The following is a 20688-nucleotide window of genomic DNA, read 5'->3' on the forward strand; positions in this document are numbered from 1 at the left end:
ACCAGATAACCGTAGTGTAACGGCTCCAGGCCTAAAAAAAGTTGAAATAGATCTATTTTTGTTGAATCTGAGGCGCGAGTATAAAATTTATTTTTGTGCTTATCCATTTTGTTAAGCGTTTGCCCATAAAAATACCCGGCGATGCCGGGCATTTAGGAACCAAATGGAGTCATTTGCCGTTTTTTAACATTCGGTAATGTTAACGGCGAGGCCGCCACGGGCTGTCTCCTTGTATTTGGTCTTCATGTCGTTGCCGGTCTCCCACATGGTCTTGATCACCTTGTCGAGCGACACCTTGTGCTCGCCGGTGCCGCGCAGGGCGAGGCGGGCGGCATTGATCGCCTTGACCGCCCCCATGGCGTTGCGCTCGATGCAGGGCACCTGCACCAGTCCGCCTATGGGATCGCAGGTGAGGCCGAGATTGTGCTCCATGCCTATTTCGGCGGCGTTCTCCACCATGGCCGGGCTGCCACCCAGCAGTTCGGTCAGCGCGCCAGCAGCCATGGAGCAGGCGACTCCCACTTCCCCCTGACAGCCCACTTCGGCCCCGGAGAGGGAGGCGTTCTTCTTATATAAGATGCCGATGGCAGCCGCGGTGAGGAAGTAGCGGATCAGCGTCTCGTCATCCACCTTGTGCACGAAGCGATCGTAGTAGTGCAGCACGGCGGGGATGATGCCCGCAGCGCCATTGGTGGGGGCGGTGACCACCCGGCCACCGGCGGCGTTCTCCTCGTTGACCGCCAGCGCAAAGAGATCGACCCACTCCATCACCATCAGCGGATCCTTGTTGAAGTTGGTCTCGCAGCTTAGCTGGCGGAACAGCCCCGGGGCGCGGCGCCGAACCTTGAGGCCGCCCGGCAGCACCCCTTCGCTTTTGCAGCCTCGCTCGACGCAGCCCTGCATCGCCTGCCAGATCTTGCGCAGCCCCGCTTTTATCTGCTCATCGCTGCGAAATATCCGCTCATTGGCGAGGATAAGCCCCGAGATGGAGAGGCCGCTCTCCTGACAGTGGGCCAGCAGTTGGGCGCCGCTGTCGAACGGGTAGGGGACAGGGTGCTCGGCATCGGACTTGGCGGCCTCTTCTTTGGCGGTGGCAAAGTGGCTCTCTTCAATGATGAAGCCGCCACCGATGGAGTAGTAGGTCTGGCTGAAGCGCAGGTTTTCCTCTTTATCAAAGGCCCGCAGAGTCATGCCGTTGGTGTGGGCCGGCAAGGTTTTGCGGCGGTTGAAGATGATGGCACCGGTGCGGGGAAAATGGCTTGGTTGCTCGCCTGCCAGCGGCAGGTTCTGCTCCTTTTCCACTCGAGCCAGAATGGCGGGAATCGCATCGATATCGACCGATTCCGGTTCAAAGCCCGACAACCCCAGAATGATCGCCTTGCCGGTGCCGTGCCCTTTGCCGGTCTGGCCCAGCGAGCCGTAACACTCCACTTCGACCCGCGTAACCTGTGGCAGATGCCCTTGCAGCTTGAGCTGCTGGACGAAGGCGTAAGAGGCACGCATGGGGCCGACGGTATGGGAAGAGGAGGGGCCAATTCCGATGGAAAACAGGTCAAACACGCTGATCATGACATCAATCCGGTGATGGTTTATGTCTGTTTATTCTAGGATTTTTGCCGTGGATAGGAAGTGGGGATGTGCGGTGCTGTGACATGGACACAGATAATGGGGCTGGGGGTTGCCCAAGAAGGTTGAAGGGGCTGCTCCCCTTCAACCAGCCTGATCAGTCGAGAAATTCGCACAGATAGGCAGTGGGGGTTTTCACTTCCAGTTTGAAGGAGGAGTGACCGGCCACCAGGAAGGATTCACCCTGGCTGTAGGTGTGCCACTCATCTTCATCAGCCAGTTGGATGGTGAGGGCGCCCTTGATCACTGTCATCCGTTCGGGGGCGGCGGTGTTGAACAGGTAGTCACCGGCGTTCATCACCCCGACGGTTGATTTCTCGCCTTTTTGTTCGAAACCTATGGATTTTACATTTCCGTCGAAATACTCGTTAACTTTCAGCATCTTTACATCCCTGTGTGTACGTTTGTGCAGCCAAACTAGCACAATCTTTTGCCAGTTGTCATGGGGGATGAGGTAAAAATAGCCGAGACCGCTTTGAATCTTCACTTTTTCGCAAACTTATTAATAGCCAAGGTTAATGATTTGCTGATTTAAAACAGCAATTAAATGTGAGATAACACGCGCAAACAGGGGAATGGGCAGCCGCTCATTCCCCTGTTTGGTTAATTGCACTGGGAAAAGTGTGAATTTTGCTACATAAAGGAACATATTGTGTTAACTAAAGGACTCATTAAAAACATCGGCTTCCAGGTTGTGGTCGCCATGGTACTGGGCGCAGTGGTCGGCGCGTTCATGGGTGCACAAGCCACCGTGTTTGCACCGCTCGGTACCCTGTTTATCCAGCTGATCAAGATGCTGGTGATCCCGCTGGTGGCGGTTGCCATCCTCTCCGGCGCTGCCAATCTGGGCGCCAGCCCGGCTGCGGGCAAGATCGGTGCGGCTACGCTGGCCTTCTTCCTCGTGACCTCAGCGTTGGCCGTGTTGCTGGCGCTGGTGATGGGGCAGATCTTCAAACCGGGTGTCGGGGTCGATTTCGCTTCCGTCGCCTCCATGTTTGGCGGTGACTATGCCGATAAAGGGGCGTTGCCGGATGCAGTCGCCACCTTGCTTGGCATGATCCCCACCAACGTCTTCAACTCCCTCAACGAGGCTAACATCCTGCAGATCCTGGTATTCTGCATGTTCCTCGGCATTGCGCTGGCCAAACAACCGCGCGAGCGGGCCAAGCCGTTGGTCGATGGGCTCAATACCCTGGTGGATGCCTTCGTCTGGATGATCAACAAGGTGATGATCATCGCGCCGCTCGGGGTGTTCGGTCTGATGGCGGAAGCCATCGGTACCTATGGCTTCGATGTGCTGACCCTGGTACTCAAGCTGTTCGTGGTCTATGTGGCTGCCATCCTCATCTTCGGCTTCGTGGTCTATCCGCTGCTGGTGATGATGTTCTCCAACACGCCGGTGATGAAGTACCTCTCTGCAATGAAGAAGCCGCAGATCGTGGCCTTCTCCACCGCCTCTTCCATGGCGACCCTGCCGGTCAATATGGAGACCTGCGAGCATGACCTGAAGGTGACCAACGCGACCGCTTCCTTCGTGCTGCCGCTGGGGGCCACCATCAACATGAGCGGCAACGCCATCTATTACGGTCTGGTCGCCATCTTCTTCGCGCAGGTTTACAACATCGATCTGAGCGTCGGTGCCTGGGCGGCCATCATTGTGACCTCCACTCTGGGGGCGATCGGTCAGGCCGGTGTGCCGGGCCCAAGCTTCCTGGTGGTTGCCGTGCTGCTGGCGGCCGGGATCCCCATCGAAGGGTTGCCGCTGCTGTTCGCGCTGGACCGTCTGTTCGACATGATCCGCACCTCCCTCAATATCACCGGCGATGCGGCCTGTGCTGTCATTGTTGACCGCTTCAGCCCGGAATATGACCCAGAGCGTTGGAACAAGGCATAACTGCTTTGAGCTGGGCTGAGATATAACAGCCTTAAGCTGACACTGAGTAACGCGAGCCCCTGCCATGATGGCGGGGGCTTTTTTATATCTGCCGGACAAGTATCAGAGCAAAGGTGTGCTCAAGAGATTGCTAACGGATGTAGCTGTGTTGAATGGAGAGTACAGGAGGGGAAAACATCAGTCGTGGGCATGGGCCGTATGGCGTCAACCGGCCTGTTGTAGATGCCGGGGTAGGGGATTGTCAAACGACGGTAACAAAAAGGGGAGCCTTGCTCCCCTCGGATATGATCTGCTGCTGGTTCTACTCCATCAGGCCATAGGTTAAACCATCTTGGTTACACCCTTGTGGCGAAAGAAACAGCGTCAACGTGATGAAATCATATCTATGTTGACCATCTCGGCATTATTACTGAAAAGCGCCAGTTGGTGGCGATTAAACAGACATGGCAAAGAGGGTCTGTCCGGATTGATGCCTCTCTATCCGGCTCAGAACTGTGACAGTGAGGGCAGAGAGACAGCAACCAGGGTGAAAAACACCGTGAAAACGGCAGTAACGACAAACTCTTTCATTTTTCTCTCCCTAAGTTGTTGGTTGATGTAGTCAAGATACCATAACAAGGGGGTAAAACAAGGTGTAAGTTGATAAAATAGCTGCTTTATGTGTGTGGTTGGTTGAGATGGCTATTTTTGTCATATTGAGCTGATTTTATCACCTGCTATGGCATGCCAGGCATTCAAGATTCTGTTTTTATGGTTATTTCATTTAAATTCAATTGGTTGATGAGCTGTTGGCTGGTTTGGTGAAGGGTTTTGTATGGAGCTCAAGTGGCGTTTTATAAGTTTTCACCCTCGTAATAGTGTCATTGAGGCCATAAAAAGTGCGCAAGGCAATGATTTGACGATTCCTGACGTAGATAGCCCATCCAAAAGAAGTCTATGGAGAGAGTCTGGTTGCCAACCCTTGTCACACCATCACTTTATCAGTCCAGAGTCTCCGCATTTTTACAGCAATACACTGGGTTCATATGGAGGAGAGTCGTGCATCGGGGGAATACAGAGTAGCAGCTGGCTGTTTTATCACCGCCAATTTCCCCGTTGGCCTCGGAATAGACATGGCCGCAGCAAGAGTGAGGTGCGCACTAGGCCAGAGGCGTATTCTCTGGCTGGGCTGGGCTGGGCTGGGCGCGAGTAGCGATTTGCGTGTGCATCTGCGTGAGTCATGTGAGTGCAATACGAGCGCAGCGCCGGAGCATGGTTGGGGAAGATATCTGAATCCCTTCTACAAGATTGAGATATAAAAAGCGGCGTATGACTAGGAGGCTGAACAAGCTGGTTTCAGGGGCGACAGGGCGCAGTTCAACGCAAGCCGGTTCGCAGTGATAAAACATCCACGACGATACCGGAACTCTGTGCGTAGGCTGATGCCGGTTGGTGTGAGGAGGGGAAGGCTGGTGATCAGTCAGATGGCGCAAGGCTTGGGGATCAGGCAACCCATATGGTGAGGGGCACACAGCGTGCCGATGCACCCGTTTTTGCAAGATATTAAAAAACCCTCCGATGGAGGGTTTTTGTCATCAACAGCCGGTTAAATGCCGCTTGGCTTAGAACAGGGTGGTGGAGAGGTTGTACAGCTCCTGATCGAACGGACGCTTCATGTTCTCGATGCAGTCGATGATGTCGTGGTGTACCAGCTCGTTGCGCTGGATACCGACGCAGCGACCACCGTGACCAGCCAGCAGCTGCTCAACGGCGTAAGCACCCATACGGCTGGACATGATACGGTCACGAGCAGTCGGGGCACCGCCACGCTGGATATGACCCAGGATGGTGGCGCGGGTTTCACGACCGGTCAGGGCTTCGATGTCCTTGGCCAGCGCGTTCACGTCGGTAACGTGCTCGCAGATGGTGATGATGGCGTGCTTCTTGCCCTTGGCTTCGCCTTCCTTGATCTGCTTGAGCAGCTTCTCTTTGTCGAAGGCTACTTCCGGCACGATCACATATTCGGCACCACCGGCAACGGCGGCGGACATGGCCAGATCGCCACAGTGGCGGCCCATGATCTCGACCACGGAGATACGGTGGTGGGAGCTGCAGGTGTCGCGCAGGCGGTCGATGGCGTCAACAACCACGTTCAGAGCGGTATCAAAGCCGATGGTGAAGTCGGTACCGGCGATGTCGTTGTCGATGGTGCCCGGCAGGCCGATGCAGGGGAAACCCTCTTCAGTCAGCTTCTTGGCCCCCATGTAGGAGCCGTCACCACCGATGACGACCAGCGCATCGATACCGTGCTTTTTCAGGTTTTCGATTGCTTCGGCGCGCACTGCGGGGTCTTTGAAGGCAGGGAAACGGGCGGAGCCGAGGAAAGTACCACCACGGTTCACCACGTCGGAGACGCTGTGACGCTCCAGCTTGACGATACGATCCTGGTGCAGACCGAGGTAGCCATCATAAATACCGTAAACTTCCAGGCCATGATGCAAACCGGCGCGAACCACGGCGCGAATGGCTGCGTTCATACCGGGTGCGTCGCCACCACTGGTCAAAACACCAATACGTTTGATTTGTTTGGTCATGAGTGCCTCTGGATCTGAGTTGTCAAATACGAATGTTTAAATAGACAAGCCACTTTTACTATATCGGCTTTCATATGGGATGCGGGGGCCACCATAGGAAAAGCGATACAAGAGAGGGGACGAGCCCCTCTCTTTGCCGTAATCAGCGATTACTTGGCTGCGCCAGCGATGATTTGGGAGAAGTCGTCCACTTTCAGGGACGCACCACCGACCAGGCCACCGTCGATGTCCGGCTGACCGAACAGGTCGGCTGCAGTGGCGCCAGTGACGGAACCGCCGTACAGGATCTGTACTTTGGCAGCAACTGCGGCATCAAAACCGGCCAGGTACTGACGGATGTGAGCGTGAACGGACTGAGCGATTTCCGGAGTTGCAGTCTTGCCAGTACCGATGGCCCATACCGGCTCGTAAGCGATAACGGCGTTGTTGAAGGAGGCGATGCCGCAACGGTCGATAACGGCTTTCAGCTGGGTCTCAACCACGTTCTTGGTCACGCCGGCTTCGAACTGCTCCAGAGTTTCACCGATGCACAGAACCGGCACCAGGCCGCCTTTCTGGATCGCTTCGTACTTGGCTGCAACCACGTCGTCAGTCTCTGCGTGCAGGGTACGACGCTCGCTGTGGCCGACCAGAGAGTAGGTGCAACCAAAGGCTTTCAGCATGGAGGGGGCGTTTTCGCCGGTGAAGGCACCAGACTCGTGAACGTCAGCGTTCTGGGCACCGTAGGCAATTTTGCTGCCAGCGGTCAGTTGCTCAACCAGACCCAAAAAGATAACCGGCGGGCAGACGGCGACTTGCACAGAAGGATGAGCGGCAGCAGCCGGGGTCAGTCCTTTGATCAGAGCTTCTACAGAAGCTTTGGTGCCGTTCAGTTTCCAGTTACCCATTACCAGGTGCTGTCTCATCTTGTATATCTCCTAGGCATTTGATTGCGCGACATTATATGAATTGAACCGAGCCCAAGATAGCTGACCCGGCGGCAAATGACGTAATTTTTTTTCGCTTTCCTGATCCAAATCAGGAATGAAACGCTTGATCGCTCATTCGTTAACCTGCCCCCGCAAGCGAGCCCACCATACCCCAATCCATTCGTGGATGGCAGCTTCGGAATACATCAAATAACGCCCTTTGGGTAAATAACTGTAGAGGGGCTGGGGAACCTGACTCTGCTTGGCGGTGTAGTCGGTGGGGGCCGGCACGGCGTTGAGTCCCTGACCCTGATAGAGGGCCATGGCGCGCGGCAAATGAGTGGCCGAACTGACCAGCGCCACCTCTTTTCCCTTGAGGTGGCGGCTGATACTGACCGCTTCGTCATGAGTGTCTTTGTTGTTTTCAAACAACGTCATCCGCGAGCGGGGAATGCCAAGGCTCTCTGCCATCCGGGCATTGACCTCGGCATTGGAGAGGGGATCACCCGACACATAGCCGGAGAAAACCAGCTCGGCGTCGGGATAGGCCTGGGCAAGGCGAACCCCTTCGAGGGTGCGGGCCAGGGCAATATTGTTTTGCCAAGAGCGCGCGGGCACCGCCGGGTCGCTGACATGGCCGTTGCCGAGCACCACGATGGCGTCGATGTTGGGATGCTGGCTCACCTCGAACGGCGGGTAGGTCTGCTCCAGCCCGCGGGCCAGTTCATAGCTCATCGGCCGCATCCCCATCAGCGCCACAATGAGCAGCGAGAGAGTGGCCAGCAGTTTGCCGGTTTTCTGAAAACGGGTGAACCAGAGCAGCAGCAGGGCGACCAGCAGCAGGGAGAGGGAGAAGGGGAGCGGCATCAACAGCTGACCCAGCCACTTTTTAATCACAAACACGACAGACACTTCCTTGAGTTTTCAGCAAATTCGGGATGTGACAGAATACCTCTCTTTTTTGGGATGGCCACAACCCTGTGGCGCTAATGTTGAGTTTCTCCTTGAAGCACGATCAGAGTTTTGACGGGCGCGCCGACAAGTTCGCCCGCAACATTTACGACTCCACCAAGGGGCGCATCCGCACCACCATTGTCTGGAGCGACATCGAAGCCTGCCTGGCCCGCCTTGGCAACCGACCGCTGCGCATCCTCGATGCTGGGGGCGGTTTTGGCTATTTCGCCCAGAAGCTGGCGGCCATGGGTCATCAGGTGGAGCTGTGCGATCTGTCAGCAGAAATGCTGGAACTGGCCCGCAGCCAGATCGCCGAGAAGGGGCTGGAAGACAAAATCCGTCTCATCCATTGCCCCATCCAGGATCTGAAGCAACACGTGACCGGTACCTTTGATCTGGTGCTCTGCCATGCGGTGCTGGAGTGGCTCGCCGAGCCGCGCCAGACCTTGCTGGGTCTGTTCCCTTTCGTCAATGCCGGGGGCATACTGTCGCTGCTTTTCTACAACCGTCATGGTTTGCTGTTCCAGAGCCTGGTGGTGGGCAATTTTGACTATGTGCGCCTTGGCCTTCGCAAGAAGCGCCAGACAGCGCTTACGCCCACCAATCCCCAGCTGCCGGAGCAGGTCTATGACTGGATTGGTCGCGGGGGGCTGCGCATCATCGGCAAGACCGGGGTGCGGGTTATCCACGACTATATGCGTCACAAGCAGGATCAGGTGGAGAAGTTCGACGAGCTGTTGGCCATGGAGCAGCAATATTGCCGTCAGGAGCCTTTTGTCTCCCTCGGTCGCTATATCCATGTGATGGCCCAGAAGCCGGCCAGCTGATTGCTCGCGGTTCACTTCAATGTGAACCATGTTTTCGATGCTACCGGATGTAGCCGCGCGCACGATTTTGCGCCCAATACAACAACGAGATGACAACATCATGATGAGTACATCCCGTACCCTGCCAGAGCGTTCTTTGCCGGAGCTAGTAGGGTGGGTCAGGCAGGAGGGGTTGGCGTTGAGCCTGCCGACCGACCGGCTGGCCTTTCTGATTGCAATCAAGACGCTATCCGAAGATGAGTCGGACCTGTCGGAAGCGGCGCTGCACGATGCCTTTGGCTATGTCAGCAGCGCCTTCGGCCAGATGGACGAGACCCTCACCGGTCGCGCCAACAACGCCATCAACGATCTCATTCGCCAGCAGCTGCTGTCGCGTTTCAACACCGACATGGTGGCGGGGGAGAGTCTCTACCGCCTGTCGCGCCTGGGTGTGAGCATCGTCGACTTCTTTATGGATCAGCGTCAGGTTGACTCCATCAAGCTTTCCATTCTGCTCGAACACCTGGCTGCCGAGCTCGACACCGCCCGCAAGGCGGCGCTTGAGACCAACACCCGCGAGCAGTGGGATGCCGAGGTGCTGCCGCGCCTCACCTTCTCGCTGGAAGAGACCCTGGGGCGCATCGATCTCACCCAGCGCGCCATGGATGAGCAGCAGAATCAGGTCAAAAGCGAAATCGCGGCCCTGCTGACCCAGAACTGGGTCGATGCCATTCACAGCTGCGAAAAGCTGCTGCACGAGACCGGGCAGACCCTGCGCGAGCTGCAGGATACCCTGGACGCTGCCGGCCACCGCTTGCAGGCGGGGCTGCTCAACATTCAGGAGGCGGCGCAGGGGCGCGACGATCTGTTCCACGTCGAGGAGCTGACCCACGCCTTGCAAGGGCGGCTCGACGTCATCACCAGCTGGGGTCAGCAGTGCATCGAGCTCTGGTCCCGCTACGACAGACACGTCCACAAATTTATCCGCAACGCCATCGATATGGACAAGAACCGCGCCTTCAGCCAACGGCTGCGCGAGTCCATCCGCAATTTCGAGCAGCACAACTGGCAGCTGCGGGTGGCCGAAGAGCCCCGTCTGCTGGAGCTGCGCGACGAAACCATCGCCATCCACGACGAGGAGGTGACCGGTGAGGTGCCCCTCGAGATGGAGTACGTCGAGATGGTGGATATCAACCAGGAGCTGGCCGAGCGCATCGAGCGCTATCTGGCCCGCTACCCCGAGCAGGGCCAGCAGCTGGATCTGGCCGATGTGCTGCGGGAATATCTGCTGGACTATCCGGCTCATGCCCACTTCGATGTGGCGCGTCTTCTGATCGACCAGGCCGTGCGCCTGGGCCATGCCAGCGGCGAGCGCGAACTGCATCGCCAACCCGCATGGAAACCCATTAACCAAGCTGGATCCAAGGTTCAGGCCTATGTCATTGATCAATTCTGAGTTTCCCTTGCCGCTGCGCCTTGCAGAGGCGATTGCCAACCCCTTGTTTCCGCGCATCGACACCGCCTTGCGCTCCGGTCGCCACATCAGTGCCGACGAGTTCGAGCAGCATTCGGCGCTGGTCGAATATCACAGCGAGCTGGAGATCTTCTACGGCCGCTATCAGGTGGAGCTGATCAAGGCGCCGGAAGGCTTCTTTTACCTGCGCCCGCGCCCGAGCTCCGACATCGGCACCACAGTGCTCTCCGAGCTCGATATGCTGGTGGGCAAGGTGCTCTGCTACCTCTATCTGAGCCCGGATCGCCTCGCCTCGGAAGGGGTATTCGCCATGGCCGAGCTGCAAGAAGAGGTGCTGAGCCTCGCCGACGAGAAGCAGCTGCTGCGGATGGTCAACAGCCGCTCCGGCGGTACCGATCTCGACAAGAAGAAGTTGCTCGAAAAGATCCGTACCTCCATGCGCCGTCTGCGCCGCCTTGGTATGATCACCGCCCTTGGCAACGGGGATAAATTCCGGGTCAACGAATCGGTGTTCCGTTTCGCCGCCGACGTGCGCTCCGATGAAGATCCGCGCGCCGTCCAGCTGCGGATGATCCAGGAGGGTGAAGCCATCTTCCACGACGACGAAATGCCGAGCAGCGACTCGCTCTTTGATGACATCGAGGCGGATCTCGATGAAGAACAACTGGATCTGGAGGTATAACCGGTGCGAGGCAAGTTCAAATCCCTGACCATGGTCAACTGGAACGGCTTCTTTGCCCGGACCTTCGATCTCGACCAGCTGGTCACCACCCTTTCCGGCGGCAACGGCGCGGGCAAGTCCACCACCATGGCGGCCTTTATCGCGGCGCTCATCCCCGACCAGTCACTGCTGCATTTCCGCAATACCACGGAAGCGGGGTCGAGCAGCGCCTCCCGTGACAAGGGGCTCTACGGCAAGCTGCAGCGCGGCCACTGCTATTCTCTGCTGGAAGTGATGAACAGCCGCGAACAGCGGATCTGGGTCGGCGTCCACCTCGAACAGGTGGCCAACCGTGACAACAAGGTCAACATCACCCCGTTTGCGCTGGTGGATGTGCCGGAGAATCTGGCACCGACCGATCTGCTGCTGGAGAAGCTTGATGGCGGCAAGGGGCGGGTACGCGCCTTTACCGATCTGAAAGGGGCGGCCGCCGAGCTGGGGGCGCTGAAAGTCGCCAAATTCAATACGGTGACCGACTATCACAACTTCATGTTCGAGTTCGGCATCACCCCGAAGAAGCTGCGTGATCAAAAAGATCGCGGCAAGTTCTATCGCCTGATCGAAGCCTCCCTCTACGGCGGCATCTCCTCGTCCATCAGCCGTTCCCTGCGCGAATACCTGCTGCCGGAGAACTCCGGGGTGCGCAAGGCGTTTGCAGACATGGAGGCGGCCATCTATGAAAACCGCCGCACGCTGGAGGCCATCAAGGAGACCCAGGGTCAGCGGGATCTGTTCAAGAACCTGATCACCGAGACCACCCACTATGTGGCCGCGGACTATGTGCGCAACGCCGCCGAGAAGAGCCGCCTCTCCGAGCTGGCCCTCAAGGCGCGCCAGGAGCTGGCCGACAAGCGCCGCATTCTGGCCGAAGAGAAGCAGCGCGCCATCTATCTGGCTGATGAAGTGGAGCAGCTCACCAACCGCGAAAAATTGCTGACCGACGAGCTGGAGTCTGCCTCAGAGCATCTGGCCAAGGTGATGGCCGCCGTCAGCTTGCAGAAGAAGATCGAGATGTATCGCGCCGATCTGGCGGATCTCTCTGACAAACTCGAACAGCAGCAGGCAGTAGTGGAGGAGATCCACGGCCAGCTGCTGGAGGTGGAAGAGCGCAAGGAGCTGGCGCAGGCAGAAGTCGACAGCCTCAAGACCCAGCTGGCCGACTACCAGCAGGCGCTCGATATCCAGCAGACCCGCGCCATCCAGTACCGTCAGGCGGTGCAGGCGCTGGAGGCTGCCCGCGAGCAGTGCGAGCTGCCGGGGCTGACCGCCGAACAGGCGAGCGACACCCTGCACCAGTTCCGCGCCGCCGAGCAGAGCCTCACCAGCCGGGTGCTGGGGGCAGAACAGCAATTGGCGCTGGCCAAGGCGGCAGTGGCCGAGCACGAAGCGGCGCTGGCGCTGCTGCTCAGCATCGCTCCGGAAACAGTGCGCGAGGCCGCCTGGCCCACCGCCCAGGCGCTGCTCAAGCGTCACATCGAAGACAAGGCTCGCATTGCCCAGGGGCAGGGGCTGCGCGCCGCGCTGGCTCGCCTCGAGAAAGAGAGCGAAAGCCAGAAGAGTCTCTTCAAGCTGCGTGACGAGCTGCAGCATGCCTCTGGCCAGCTGATTGCCAGCAGCGATGAGCTGGAGATCTTCCTCGAAGCTCAGCGCACCCGTCAGGAGGAGCTCTCCGAGCAGCAGGCGGAGGTGAACCAGCGCCGCGCCAGCCTCGAGCATCAGGGCACCCAGCTGGGTCGCGATATAGCGGAGCTCACCAAGCTGGCGCCGCGCTGGCTCAAATCCTTTGAAAAGCTCGAGCAGCTGCGCGAGCAGAGCGGTTTGCCGCTCGCCACCGCCGAAGAGCTTTCGGCCGGTATGCAGACAGTGCTCGACAAGGAGCGCGAGTTCGAGCAGGAGAGCAACCGCATTGCGGCGCAGAAACAGGCGCTGGAGCTGCAAATTCGCAACCTGCAGCTGGGGGCTGGCGAGGCGGATCCGCGTCTTGCCCGCATCGCCGAGCAGGTGGGGGGTGTGCTGCTCTCCGATGTCTATGACGACATCTCCATCGACGATGCCCCTTACTACTCGGCGCTCTATGGCCCGGCTCGCAGCGCTCTGGTGGTGCTCGATCTCGAAGGCGCCATTGAGCGGCTGAAAAAGCTGGAAGATTGCCCGGAGGATATCTACCTGATTCAGGGCAACCCCGACTCCTTTGACGAGGATCTGGTGGAAGCGGACGAGCTGGGCGATGCCGTGCTGGTGCGCACCAGCAAGCGTCAAGTGCGCTTCTCCCGCTACCCCGAGCTGCCGCTGTTTGGCCGCGCTGCGCGGGAAAAACGGATAGAGCAGCTCGACCTTGAGCGCGAAGGGCTCATCGAGGGTTACGCCAAGGCCGCCTTCGAGCAGCAGAAGTACCACCGTCTCTACGGTCACTTCCGCGACTTTATCGGTCAGCATCTGGATATCGCCTTCCGCCCCGACCCCGAAGCCGAAGTGCAGGCCAAGCAGGCCGAACTGCGCGCGCTGCAAGGGACCATCGGTGAGTGCGACAAGCAGCTGGCCGAGGCCAAAGCGGCCGCCGCCCAGCTGACCCGCCATATCCAGCTGGTGCAGGGGATGCTGCCCTTTGCCCACCTGTTTGCCGAGACTGATCTGGCTGCCCGCCTCGAGGCGGCCCACGCTGACGTTGAGGCCCTGAAACAGGCCGAAGCCTTTATCGCCAAGCACGGCAAGTCGCTGGAAAAACTGGAAACCATGGTGCAGGTGCTGCGTCAGGATCCGCAGGATCTTGCGGCGCTGCAGGCGGCTTACGATGAGGTGAGCGACTTGCTGGCCGAGCAGAAACGCCGTTGCTACGCCCTCGATCAGCTGGTGGCCCGTCTGCCGCACTTTGCCTATCAGGATGCGCAAGATCTGCTGGGCAAGGCCTCCGAAATGAGCGAGCGGCTCAAAGAGAAGCTCAAAGCGGCCGAGCTGGCGGCCCGCACCGCCGGCGAGCAGCACAAGCAGATTGCCCAGCGCCACACCGAGGCGTTGCAGCTGCGTACCGCGCTTAACTCCAGCGTCGAGGCCAAGCGCCAGACCCTGACCGAGTTCGAGCAGGAGCTGGCGGCCATGGGGCTGACGTTGTCTGACGATATGGAAGAGAAGGCGCGAGCCCACAAGAAAGAGATTGAAGAGCTGCTGATCCGCACCCGTTCCCGTCGCACCAGCGCCGAGGCCCAGTTGCAGGTCACCAAGCGCGAGATCGAATCCCTCGGCGGTCGTCTCAAGCTCGAAGGCAAGGATTACTACAGCGCCCGTAAATCTCTGGTGGGCCACAAGGCGAGCTGGTCGCGGGTGGTGCGGCTGGCGCGGGAGACCGATGTCGAGAAGCGCCTCAACAAACGCGAGCTGGCCTACCTCGACAGCGACGAGCTGCGCTCCATGTCGGACAAGGCCCTCGGCGCCCTGCGGGTGGCGGTGGCCCACGACGAGGCTCTGCGCGATGCGCTGCGTCTCTCCGAGGGCAACCGTAGCACCGAGCAGAAGGTCGCCTTCTACGTGCAGGTCTACCGTTACCTCAAGGATCGCATCCGCAACGACATCATCCGCTCCGATGATCCGGTGGAAGCGATCGAGGAGATGGAGATCGAGCTGGCGCGTCTGGCAGACGAGCTCAAGCAGCGGGAAACCCATCTGTCGCTCTCCTCTCACGAGGTGGCGGCCAAGATCACCAACATCATCCGCCGCGAGCAGAACCGCATCCGGGTGCTCAACCAGGGCTTGCAGAACATCGCCTTCGGTCTGGTGCGCGGGGTGCGCCTCAACGTCAATATCCGCGAGGCCCACACCCGTCTGCTGACGGCGCTGGCCGATCAAACCGCCATGCACAACGATCTGTTCGCCGACAAGGAGCTCAGCTTCTCCGAGGCGATGGCCAAGCTGTTCCAGCGCCTGAACCCGCAGATCGAGCAGGGGGATCGCAGCTATCAGGTGATGGGTGATGTGCTGCTCGACTATCGCAACTATCTGGAGCTGGAGATCGAGGTGCAGCGCGGTGCCGATGGCTGGCTGAGGGCCGAGAGCGGTGCGCTCTCCACCGGTGAGGCGATCGGTACCGGTCAGGCCATCCTGCTGATGGTGCTGATCAGCTGGGAGGAGGAGTCCCGCCGTCTGCGCGGCAAGGATATCGCCCCGTGCCGCTTGCTGTTCCTCGACGAAGCGGCCCGTCTGGATGGCAAATCCATCGCCACCCTGTTCGAGCTGTGCGAGCGGCAGGATATGCAGCTGCTTATCGCGGCGCCGGAGAACATCAGCCCCGAGAAGGGCACCACCTACAAGCTCATCCGTAAAGTGCAAGGCAAGCACGAGCATGTGCATGTGGTCGGCCTGCGTGGCTTCGGCTTTAGCGATGACAAGCTGATTGCCTGAGAAGTCTCTGGCCCATCCCGACACGGGATGACTGGTAACTAGTTGAAAGGGAGGCATTTGCCTCCCTTTTTACATGGAAGATATGGCAAAGTAGCCGCACCGTCGCTGCTGCCTGACAACAAGGCGAGTAACATAGTGAGTGCCTTGGAGCTATGGCAAGGTGAGAGCTCCCGCCTGCAAGCGTGTCGCCAGCGTCACCGGCCGCATCGAAGATGCAAAAATAGCGCAGAGTGAAAAGAAGAGAGGAGAGGGGAAAGGTGCAACATATCCGGAAAGGGCTGCTGTTATCTCTTTGCCTGCTGCTGGCTGCCTGTAGCAGCCGTTATGACGAGAGCCACGGCGGCAGCTGGCGCGGCTATAGCGAAACCGGTTACGCCAGCTATTATGCCGACCGCTATCACGGCAAAAAGACCGCCAGCGGCGAGATCTATCGCAACAACCTCAATAGCGCCGCCCATATGGAGTTGCCCTTTGGCGCCATGGTGCGGGTTACCAACCTCGCCAATGGCAAGAGTGTAGTGGTCAAGGTCAATGACCGTGGTGCCTTTAAAAATGGACGTATTATCGATCTCTCCAAATCGGCTTTTAGCACCATCGGCAATATTCGCGACGGGATTATCAAAGTAAAAATAGAGGTGCTCTAGCAGTCCACTTGTTCAGTGGCGTGAACAGAGTGTCCGTTCTGTATGGCTATATCCTGCAAGTCTGCCCTCTTACACTGCTCCGTATCCAAGAGGTACACCCAATCGAAATACTTGAATGATTGATCTGATAACGGAGCAGATGAAGATGAATGAAGAGAAACTTGTGTTCATTGCAGTGCTTAAAGCTAGAGCCGGTATGGGGGAGCAGCTGCGCCGGGAGTTGATCAAGCTTATTGAGCCTACTCGGCACGAACCGGGTAACTTGGACTATGTGCTGTTTGAATTGCGGGATGTGCCAGGCACCTTTTACATGCGTGAGGCATTCGTCAGCCAAGCCGCGTTGGATAACCATTGTCAGACTGACTATTTTCAGGCCTTTGCCGCTCAGGCTGAGTCTCTGCTTGCAGAGCCATTGCAGCTTATTTTCCTGGATGAGGTCAGCTACTCTTAATCCATTCGGGCCAGGGGGCCCGATTTTTTATTCATATCTCAAGTGCGAGATAAGATGTGTTTCAAGCAAGTTATCACGCCAGTCTTTTACCTGCCTGCATCTACTAATCCTCTGATTTTTAATTACTCTCTCCTGTTTATATCCAAGATGTTTTCATCTTCCTGTTAACGGATGAGATATCCAAATGAGAATTTAATTTGGGCTCAAGTTCAGTGGTAGTGGTATAACCTGCTATCGCAGGAAGGCATACCAAACGATGGTGCTGACCATCAGCGCGTCGATATGAGGTGGGCAGGGAGGACGAGGATGGGTATTGAGCTTGTAGATGTACCGCAAAGTGAATTTGAGCAGGTCTTTACTGCCGTGAAACAGGGGATTTTTCCCTATGTTGAGGCGCTCTTTGGCTGGGATGACCAATTTCAACGCGAACGGCTAGCCAGCTCCTATCTGCCGCAATGGTTTTCGTGGATCCTGCATGGGGGAGAACGCATTGGTTTGTTATGTAGCAAGCCATATGAGGATGCCCAGCATGTTCATTTGCTGATCATTTTCACTCAGTATCAGGGGCGGCAGCTTGGCGCTACCGTGATGGAACGGCTTCATCAGGAGGCTGAGCGTGAGGGGAAATGCCGGGTCACCTTGTCCAGCTTCACAGACAACCATGGGGCGATACGGTTTTATGAGCGCCTTGGTTACAACGTGGTCGAAGAGGATCAAGAGTTTGTCTCCATGTCCCGGCCGTAGGGCTGTGACCTCGGATTGAAAAAAGTGGTTAATGGAGAGTTGTGATGGCGATTTTGAATATTTTGACGGCTCCCGACCCAAGGTTGAGGCTCAAGGCCGAGCGAGTTGAGGATATCGCTGTCGTACAGGGGCTGATTGATGACATGCTGGAGACCCTGTATGCGACGGAGAACGGGATTGGCTTGGCCGCGACTCAAGTCGGGCGCAAAGAGGCGATCGTTATTATCGACTTGTCCGAGAGCAGGGATCAGCCGCTGGTTTTGATTAATCCACAACTGATAAGCGGTACTGACAAGGTGCTTGGACAAGAGGGATGTCTCTCCGTGCCGGATTACTACGCGGATGTCGAGCGTTACTGCTCGGTGGTGGTATCTGCACTGGATCGAAAAGGTAATCCGATCACCATCGAGAGCAGCGAATTTTTGGCCATTGTCATGCAGCATGAAATTGATCATCTGGATGGCAACTTGTTCATTGATTACCTGTCACCGCTCAAACGGCAGATGGCACTCAAACGAGTTACAAAATCTCTCAAGTCCACCAGTTAACATCTGCGGATAGTGGCTGGCCGTTTTAGTTATGTGGAGAGCAGGCAGAATGAAAGTGGCAAGATGGAATGTCAGGGCGCTGTTTGGCCGCAATAGCAATGAGGTGCGGGGACGTTATGGGCTGAAGGCTCTGCTGTTGCTGGGAACATTGTGGGTAGCACTCCCCGTATCAGCCGACGAAGAGCAGTTGCCGGCCGAATATCGCCCCTTTGTGCAGCAGTTGGTCGATGCGGCGGAAGCCCGGGATCATCAGGCCCTTGCCAATCAAATGAAATACCCCTTCAAGCAGGAGTATCCCATTCCCGCCATTAAAAACGCGTCGGAGATGCTGACCCGTTTCGACGAGGTATTTGATGACGCCATATTAAAAAGCATCGCTACCTCCCGGGTCGGGCAGGATTGGCAGGCCATGGGCTGGCGCGGCATCATGTTGGGCAGTGGTGAGGTCTGGATGGATTTCGATGGCAAGGTGATCGGTATCAATAATCAGACGGCGCAGGCCGCCAAATTGAAAGCCGAGCTTATCGCCAGGCAGAAGAGCGATCTGCATCCCAGTTTGCGGGAGTACAAGAACCCCGCGCTGATGTGGCAGACCGAGAAATTTACCATCCGCATCGATGAGTTGGACGATGGCCACTATCGCTACGCCTCCTGGGCCAAGGGCAAGACGCTCGCCGACAAGCCGGATCTGGTGCTGAAAAATGGCACCGTCAGGGTGGAGGGGTCGGGGGGCAATCATACCTACCTCTTCACGAGCGGCCCCTATCGCTACGAGTGCGTCGTCACCGTGCTGGGTGAGCGAGGCGTGCCACCAGGTGAGCTGGTGGTCTATAAAAATGACGTCGAGATAGTGCACCAACCGGTGATCAAGGTGCTGTGACAGCAAATCCACATAAAGAGAGATCAAAGAGCGGCCGGGAGCCGCTCTTTTGCTTTCGAAAATAGAGAGATGAGCTGCGCTAGCTTTGCGGCACCCTGACCCCTTTATCGAGATAGAGGCTGCTGTAGTGGGCGCGGTGGGTGACAAACATCACCTGATGGCGGCTGCCGTCGGAGAGGATAATAAAATCCCCCGCCTGAGCGGGGCTCTGCAAGGTGATCTCCTGCTCGGGGGCGGTCAGGCGATCGACATCTTCCTTGAAGGTGAGGGTGTAAGAGTACATATGGCGCTCCACTGCTGGCTCATATCAAACACTCCGTTGAAGGTAGTTGCTGGCAAGGGGGCGCGCGGCGCCCGATTGGCGCTGTTAGACCAAATAGCGGTGATGGGAACGTGCGTGGTTTCAGCTGGGTTGTTTTGCTGAGGTGCGCTTGAGGCGTTTACATTAAGGCCATCGGTATCAAAACGATGGTAAAGGGGCGAAAAGGAGGATGAAAAAACCGCCAGCTGGCGGTTTTTCTTATGCGGTGGGCCCTACTTCAGGGCCTTCTTCAGCTTCTTGATCTTGCCTTCATGCTTGGCAATTTTCTCAAGACGAGCGGCGATCTTCTTCTTGATCTCTTTCTTGCTTGCTTTGGCCATCGGTGGCGCTCCTTTGAAGTGGGGACACATCAGGTGTCAGTGTGGGTCTTCCCTTTGACGTCCCAGAGTGCCACAGGGCTCCTTTGTGAACCAGCACTCTGTTGCTTTAATAGCCAGCTCGCTATAACTGCAAGGGGCTGAGCCAGCGCAGCAGTTGCTGGCCAACATGCGGGCTGGCGAGCAGGGCCATATGGCTGGTGCGATAGACAATCAGGGTATGGGCAGGAATAAAGGCAAGCTGATGGCGCGCCTCGCTGTGCTGGCCTAGGGCGCTACGAAGGGGCACCAGTCCATCGCCAATCAGCCGGTCGGCCAGCAGGCTGCGCTTGGCGGCAGTGGTCGCGGCGATGGCATAGCAGTTGACGCTGCAGGGCAAGGGGAGTGGAACGCGAGGATCGCGCAAGGGCACTGCGGGGTCGGGTGCGGCGAGCGTCTCGATCACCTTGCCGTGGCGCAGATCCTTGATGCCTGCACTGCGCAGCCGCGCCAGTCTGACGAAGGGTTCGCTGTAGGCGGTAGCGGGCAACAACTGTTCCAGCCAGTGACCGGCATGTTCGAGCGGCGCGCCGTGGTGTGGTGTGCCGAGAAAGATCAGGTTGGCAAGGTGCGCAGGCCAGGTGAGCCCGGCCACGTCGGCATGGTGGCAGGCGCTGCGGGCAACCAGTCCGCCCATGCTGTAGCCCATTATCGTTATCTCTTTGAGCTCTCCCGGCCAGTGGGTGAACAGCTGCTCCAACAACAGGGCAAGTAGCTGCCCGTTTTGTGTAATGGGCAGGCCCGAGTTGTAGCGCAAGTAAAGAGGCTGATAGCCAAGCGCGGCGGCAAGTTGCTCTCCGTGATTGACCGGTTTGCCTTGATGTTCGGTCTGCCACTGCAGATCGTTCATGCACAGGCCATGGATCATCAGCAGCACCCGTCCCTCGTGGGGTAGATCCTCCGGCATCGCTTGCCAATCGAGGGGCTTGCCCTGATAGCGCAGTGTCATGGGGGTGGCGAGGGCATTGTGGTGCTCGACCAACTTGTCCCCCAATACGCCGTTGAGCGTGGCGATCAGGGCTGCACGTTTCGGGGTTTCGGGGAGCTGGTGGGGCGGCGGAGTGGCTGGCAGGCGGCTGAGCAGTTGGTTGATGCCGCTGCCCAGGGTGTTGGCGGTGCCATGTACCCCCTTGTACACCAGCCCGGTGATCCCGGCTGTTTTTCCCTCATCCCGCCCCTTGAGCCCCATACCGCTCAGTACCGCCTGATGTACCGCTTCGGTGATCTCTACCGCGGCGGGCAGCGCCAGAGTCAGCAGGTGCGCCAGCTCGCGGATATCCGAAAGATGCCAGGAAGAGGATGGCGAGGGGTCTGTGGCGTCGGTCATGGCAAGCCCTTGTGAAAGCGGGTATCGCGTTGTCGTGCCGCGAAGAGCGCAGTGTATCTCTATATCAA

General features: G+C 57.9%; 17 protein-coding genes. 10 read left to right on the plus strand and 7 right to left on the minus strand.

Features of this window, described 5'->3' with window-relative positions; translation table 11 throughout:
* Positions 1-183: 183 nt before the first annotated feature.
* Positions 184-1569, minus strand: a complete 1386-nt coding sequence (locus tag AACR14_RS08605) for an L-serine ammonia-lyase (protein ID WP_019445854.1) — start codon at positions 1567-1569, stop codon at positions 184-186.
* A gap of 154 nt (positions 1570-1723) precedes the next feature.
* Positions 1724-2008, minus strand: a complete 285-nt coding sequence (gene ppnP / locus AACR14_RS08610) for a pyrimidine/purine nucleoside phosphorylase (protein WP_005336842.1) — start codon at positions 2006-2008, stop codon at positions 1724-1726.
* A gap of 270 nt (positions 2009-2278) precedes the next feature.
* On the opposite strand from ppnP, the gene AACR14_RS08615 reads away from it, so the two are divergent.
* Entirely contained in the window at positions 2279-3520 is a 1242-nt protein-coding gene (locus tag AACR14_RS08615) for a dicarboxylate/amino acid:cation symporter (protein ID WP_019445855.1), read from the plus strand.
* Positions 3521-5121: 1601 nt separating this feature from the next.
* On the opposite strand, the gene pfkA is transcribed toward AACR14_RS08615, so the two are convergent.
* The 3 genes from pfkA to elyC all read right to left on the minus strand — a co-directional run bounded on the left by pfkA (position 5122) and on the right by elyC (position 7904).
* Entirely contained in the window at positions 5122-6093 is a 972-nt protein-coding gene (pfkA, locus tag AACR14_RS08620; protein WP_005336840.1) for a 6-phosphofructokinase, read from the minus strand.
* Positions 6094-6242: 149 nt separating this feature from the next.
* Positions 6243-6998: a triose-phosphate isomerase gene (gene tpiA / locus AACR14_RS08625; RefSeq protein WP_005336839.1), complete on the minus strand. Its 756-nt coding sequence runs from the start codon at positions 6996-6998 to the stop codon at positions 6243-6245.
* 135 nt (positions 6999-7133) lie between these two features.
* Entirely contained in the window at positions 7134-7904 is a 771-nt protein-coding gene (gene elyC / locus AACR14_RS08630; protein ID WP_019445856.1) for an envelope biogenesis factor ElyC, read from the minus strand.
* Positions 7905-8005: 101 nt separating this feature from the next.
* Between elyC and cmoM the strand changes: the two genes are divergently transcribed.
* The 9 genes from cmoM to AACR14_RS08675 all read left to right on the plus strand — a co-directional run bounded on the left by cmoM (position 8006) and on the right by AACR14_RS08675 (position 18615).
* Positions 8006-8782, plus strand: a complete 777-nt coding sequence (gene cmoM / locus AACR14_RS08635; protein WP_026034987.1) for a tRNA uridine 5-oxyacetic acid(34) methyltransferase CmoM — start codon at positions 8006-8008, stop codon at positions 8780-8782.
* 100 nt (positions 8783-8882) lie between these two features.
* On the plus strand, positions 8883-10217 hold the full coding sequence (gene mukF, locus AACR14_RS08640) for a chromosome partition protein MukF (RefSeq protein ID WP_026034988.1): 1335 nt from the start codon (positions 8883-8885) through the stop codon (positions 10215-10217).
* The gene (gene mukE / locus AACR14_RS08645; RefSeq protein WP_005336835.1) at positions 10198-10917 is read left to right on the plus strand and encodes a chromosome partition protein MukE; all 720 of its coding nucleotides are present in this window, start codon (positions 10198-10200) and stop codon (positions 10915-10917) included. The genes mukF and mukE overlap by 20 nt, the downstream gene beginning before the upstream one ends.
* A 3-nt stretch (positions 10918-10920) precedes the next feature.
* Entirely contained in the window at positions 10921-15348 is a 4428-nt protein-coding gene (gene mukB / locus AACR14_RS08650) for a chromosome partition protein MukB (RefSeq protein ID WP_019445859.1), read from the plus strand.
* Positions 15349-15605: 257 nt separating this feature from the next.
* Positions 15606-15992: a septal ring lytic transglycosylase RlpA family protein gene (locus AACR14_RS08655; protein WP_019445860.1), complete on the plus strand. Its 387-nt coding sequence runs from the start codon at positions 15606-15608 to the stop codon at positions 15990-15992.
* 139 nt (positions 15993-16131) lie between these two features.
* On the plus strand, positions 16132-16443 hold the full coding sequence (locus AACR14_RS08660) for a putative quinol monooxygenase (protein ID WP_026034989.1): 312 nt from the start codon (positions 16132-16134) through the stop codon (positions 16441-16443).
* 306 nt (positions 16444-16749) lie between these two features.
* Positions 16750-17187, plus strand: a complete 438-nt coding sequence (locus AACR14_RS08665) for a GNAT family N-acetyltransferase (protein ID WP_019445862.1) — start codon at positions 16750-16752, stop codon at positions 17185-17187.
* 44 nt (positions 17188-17231) lie between these two features.
* On the plus strand, positions 17232-17735 hold the full coding sequence (gene def / locus AACR14_RS08670) for a peptide deformylase (RefSeq protein ID WP_019445863.1): 504 nt from the start codon (positions 17232-17234) through the stop codon (positions 17733-17735).
* Positions 17736-17784: 49 nt separating this feature from the next.
* Complete coding sequence (locus AACR14_RS08675; RefSeq protein ID WP_019445864.1) at positions 17785-18615, plus strand: hypothetical protein; 831 nt, start codon at positions 17785-17787, stop codon at positions 18613-18615.
* A 79-nt stretch (positions 18616-18694) separates the two neighbouring features.
* Here AACR14_RS08675 and AACR14_RS08680 read toward each other — a convergent pair whose 3' ends face one another.
* Both AACR14_RS08680 and AACR14_RS08685 read right to left on the minus strand, forming a co-directional pair.
* A complete protein-coding gene (locus AACR14_RS08680; protein ID WP_005352285.1) occupies positions 18695-18898 on the minus strand; it encodes a hypothetical protein in 204 nt (67 codons plus the stop codon).
* Positions 18899-19378: 480 nt separating this feature from the next.
* Positions 19379-20620, minus strand: coding sequence for an esterase/lipase family protein (locus tag AACR14_RS08685; RefSeq protein ID WP_019445865.1), 1242 nt, complete (start codon positions 20618-20620; stop codon positions 19379-19381).
* Positions 20621-20688 lie beyond the last annotated feature (68 nt).

The sequence above is a fragment of the Aeromonas sp. 159 genome (assembly GCF_963862045.1).
Classification (GTDB): Bacteria; Pseudomonadota; Gammaproteobacteria; order Enterobacterales; family Aeromonadaceae; genus Aeromonas; species Aeromonas veronii.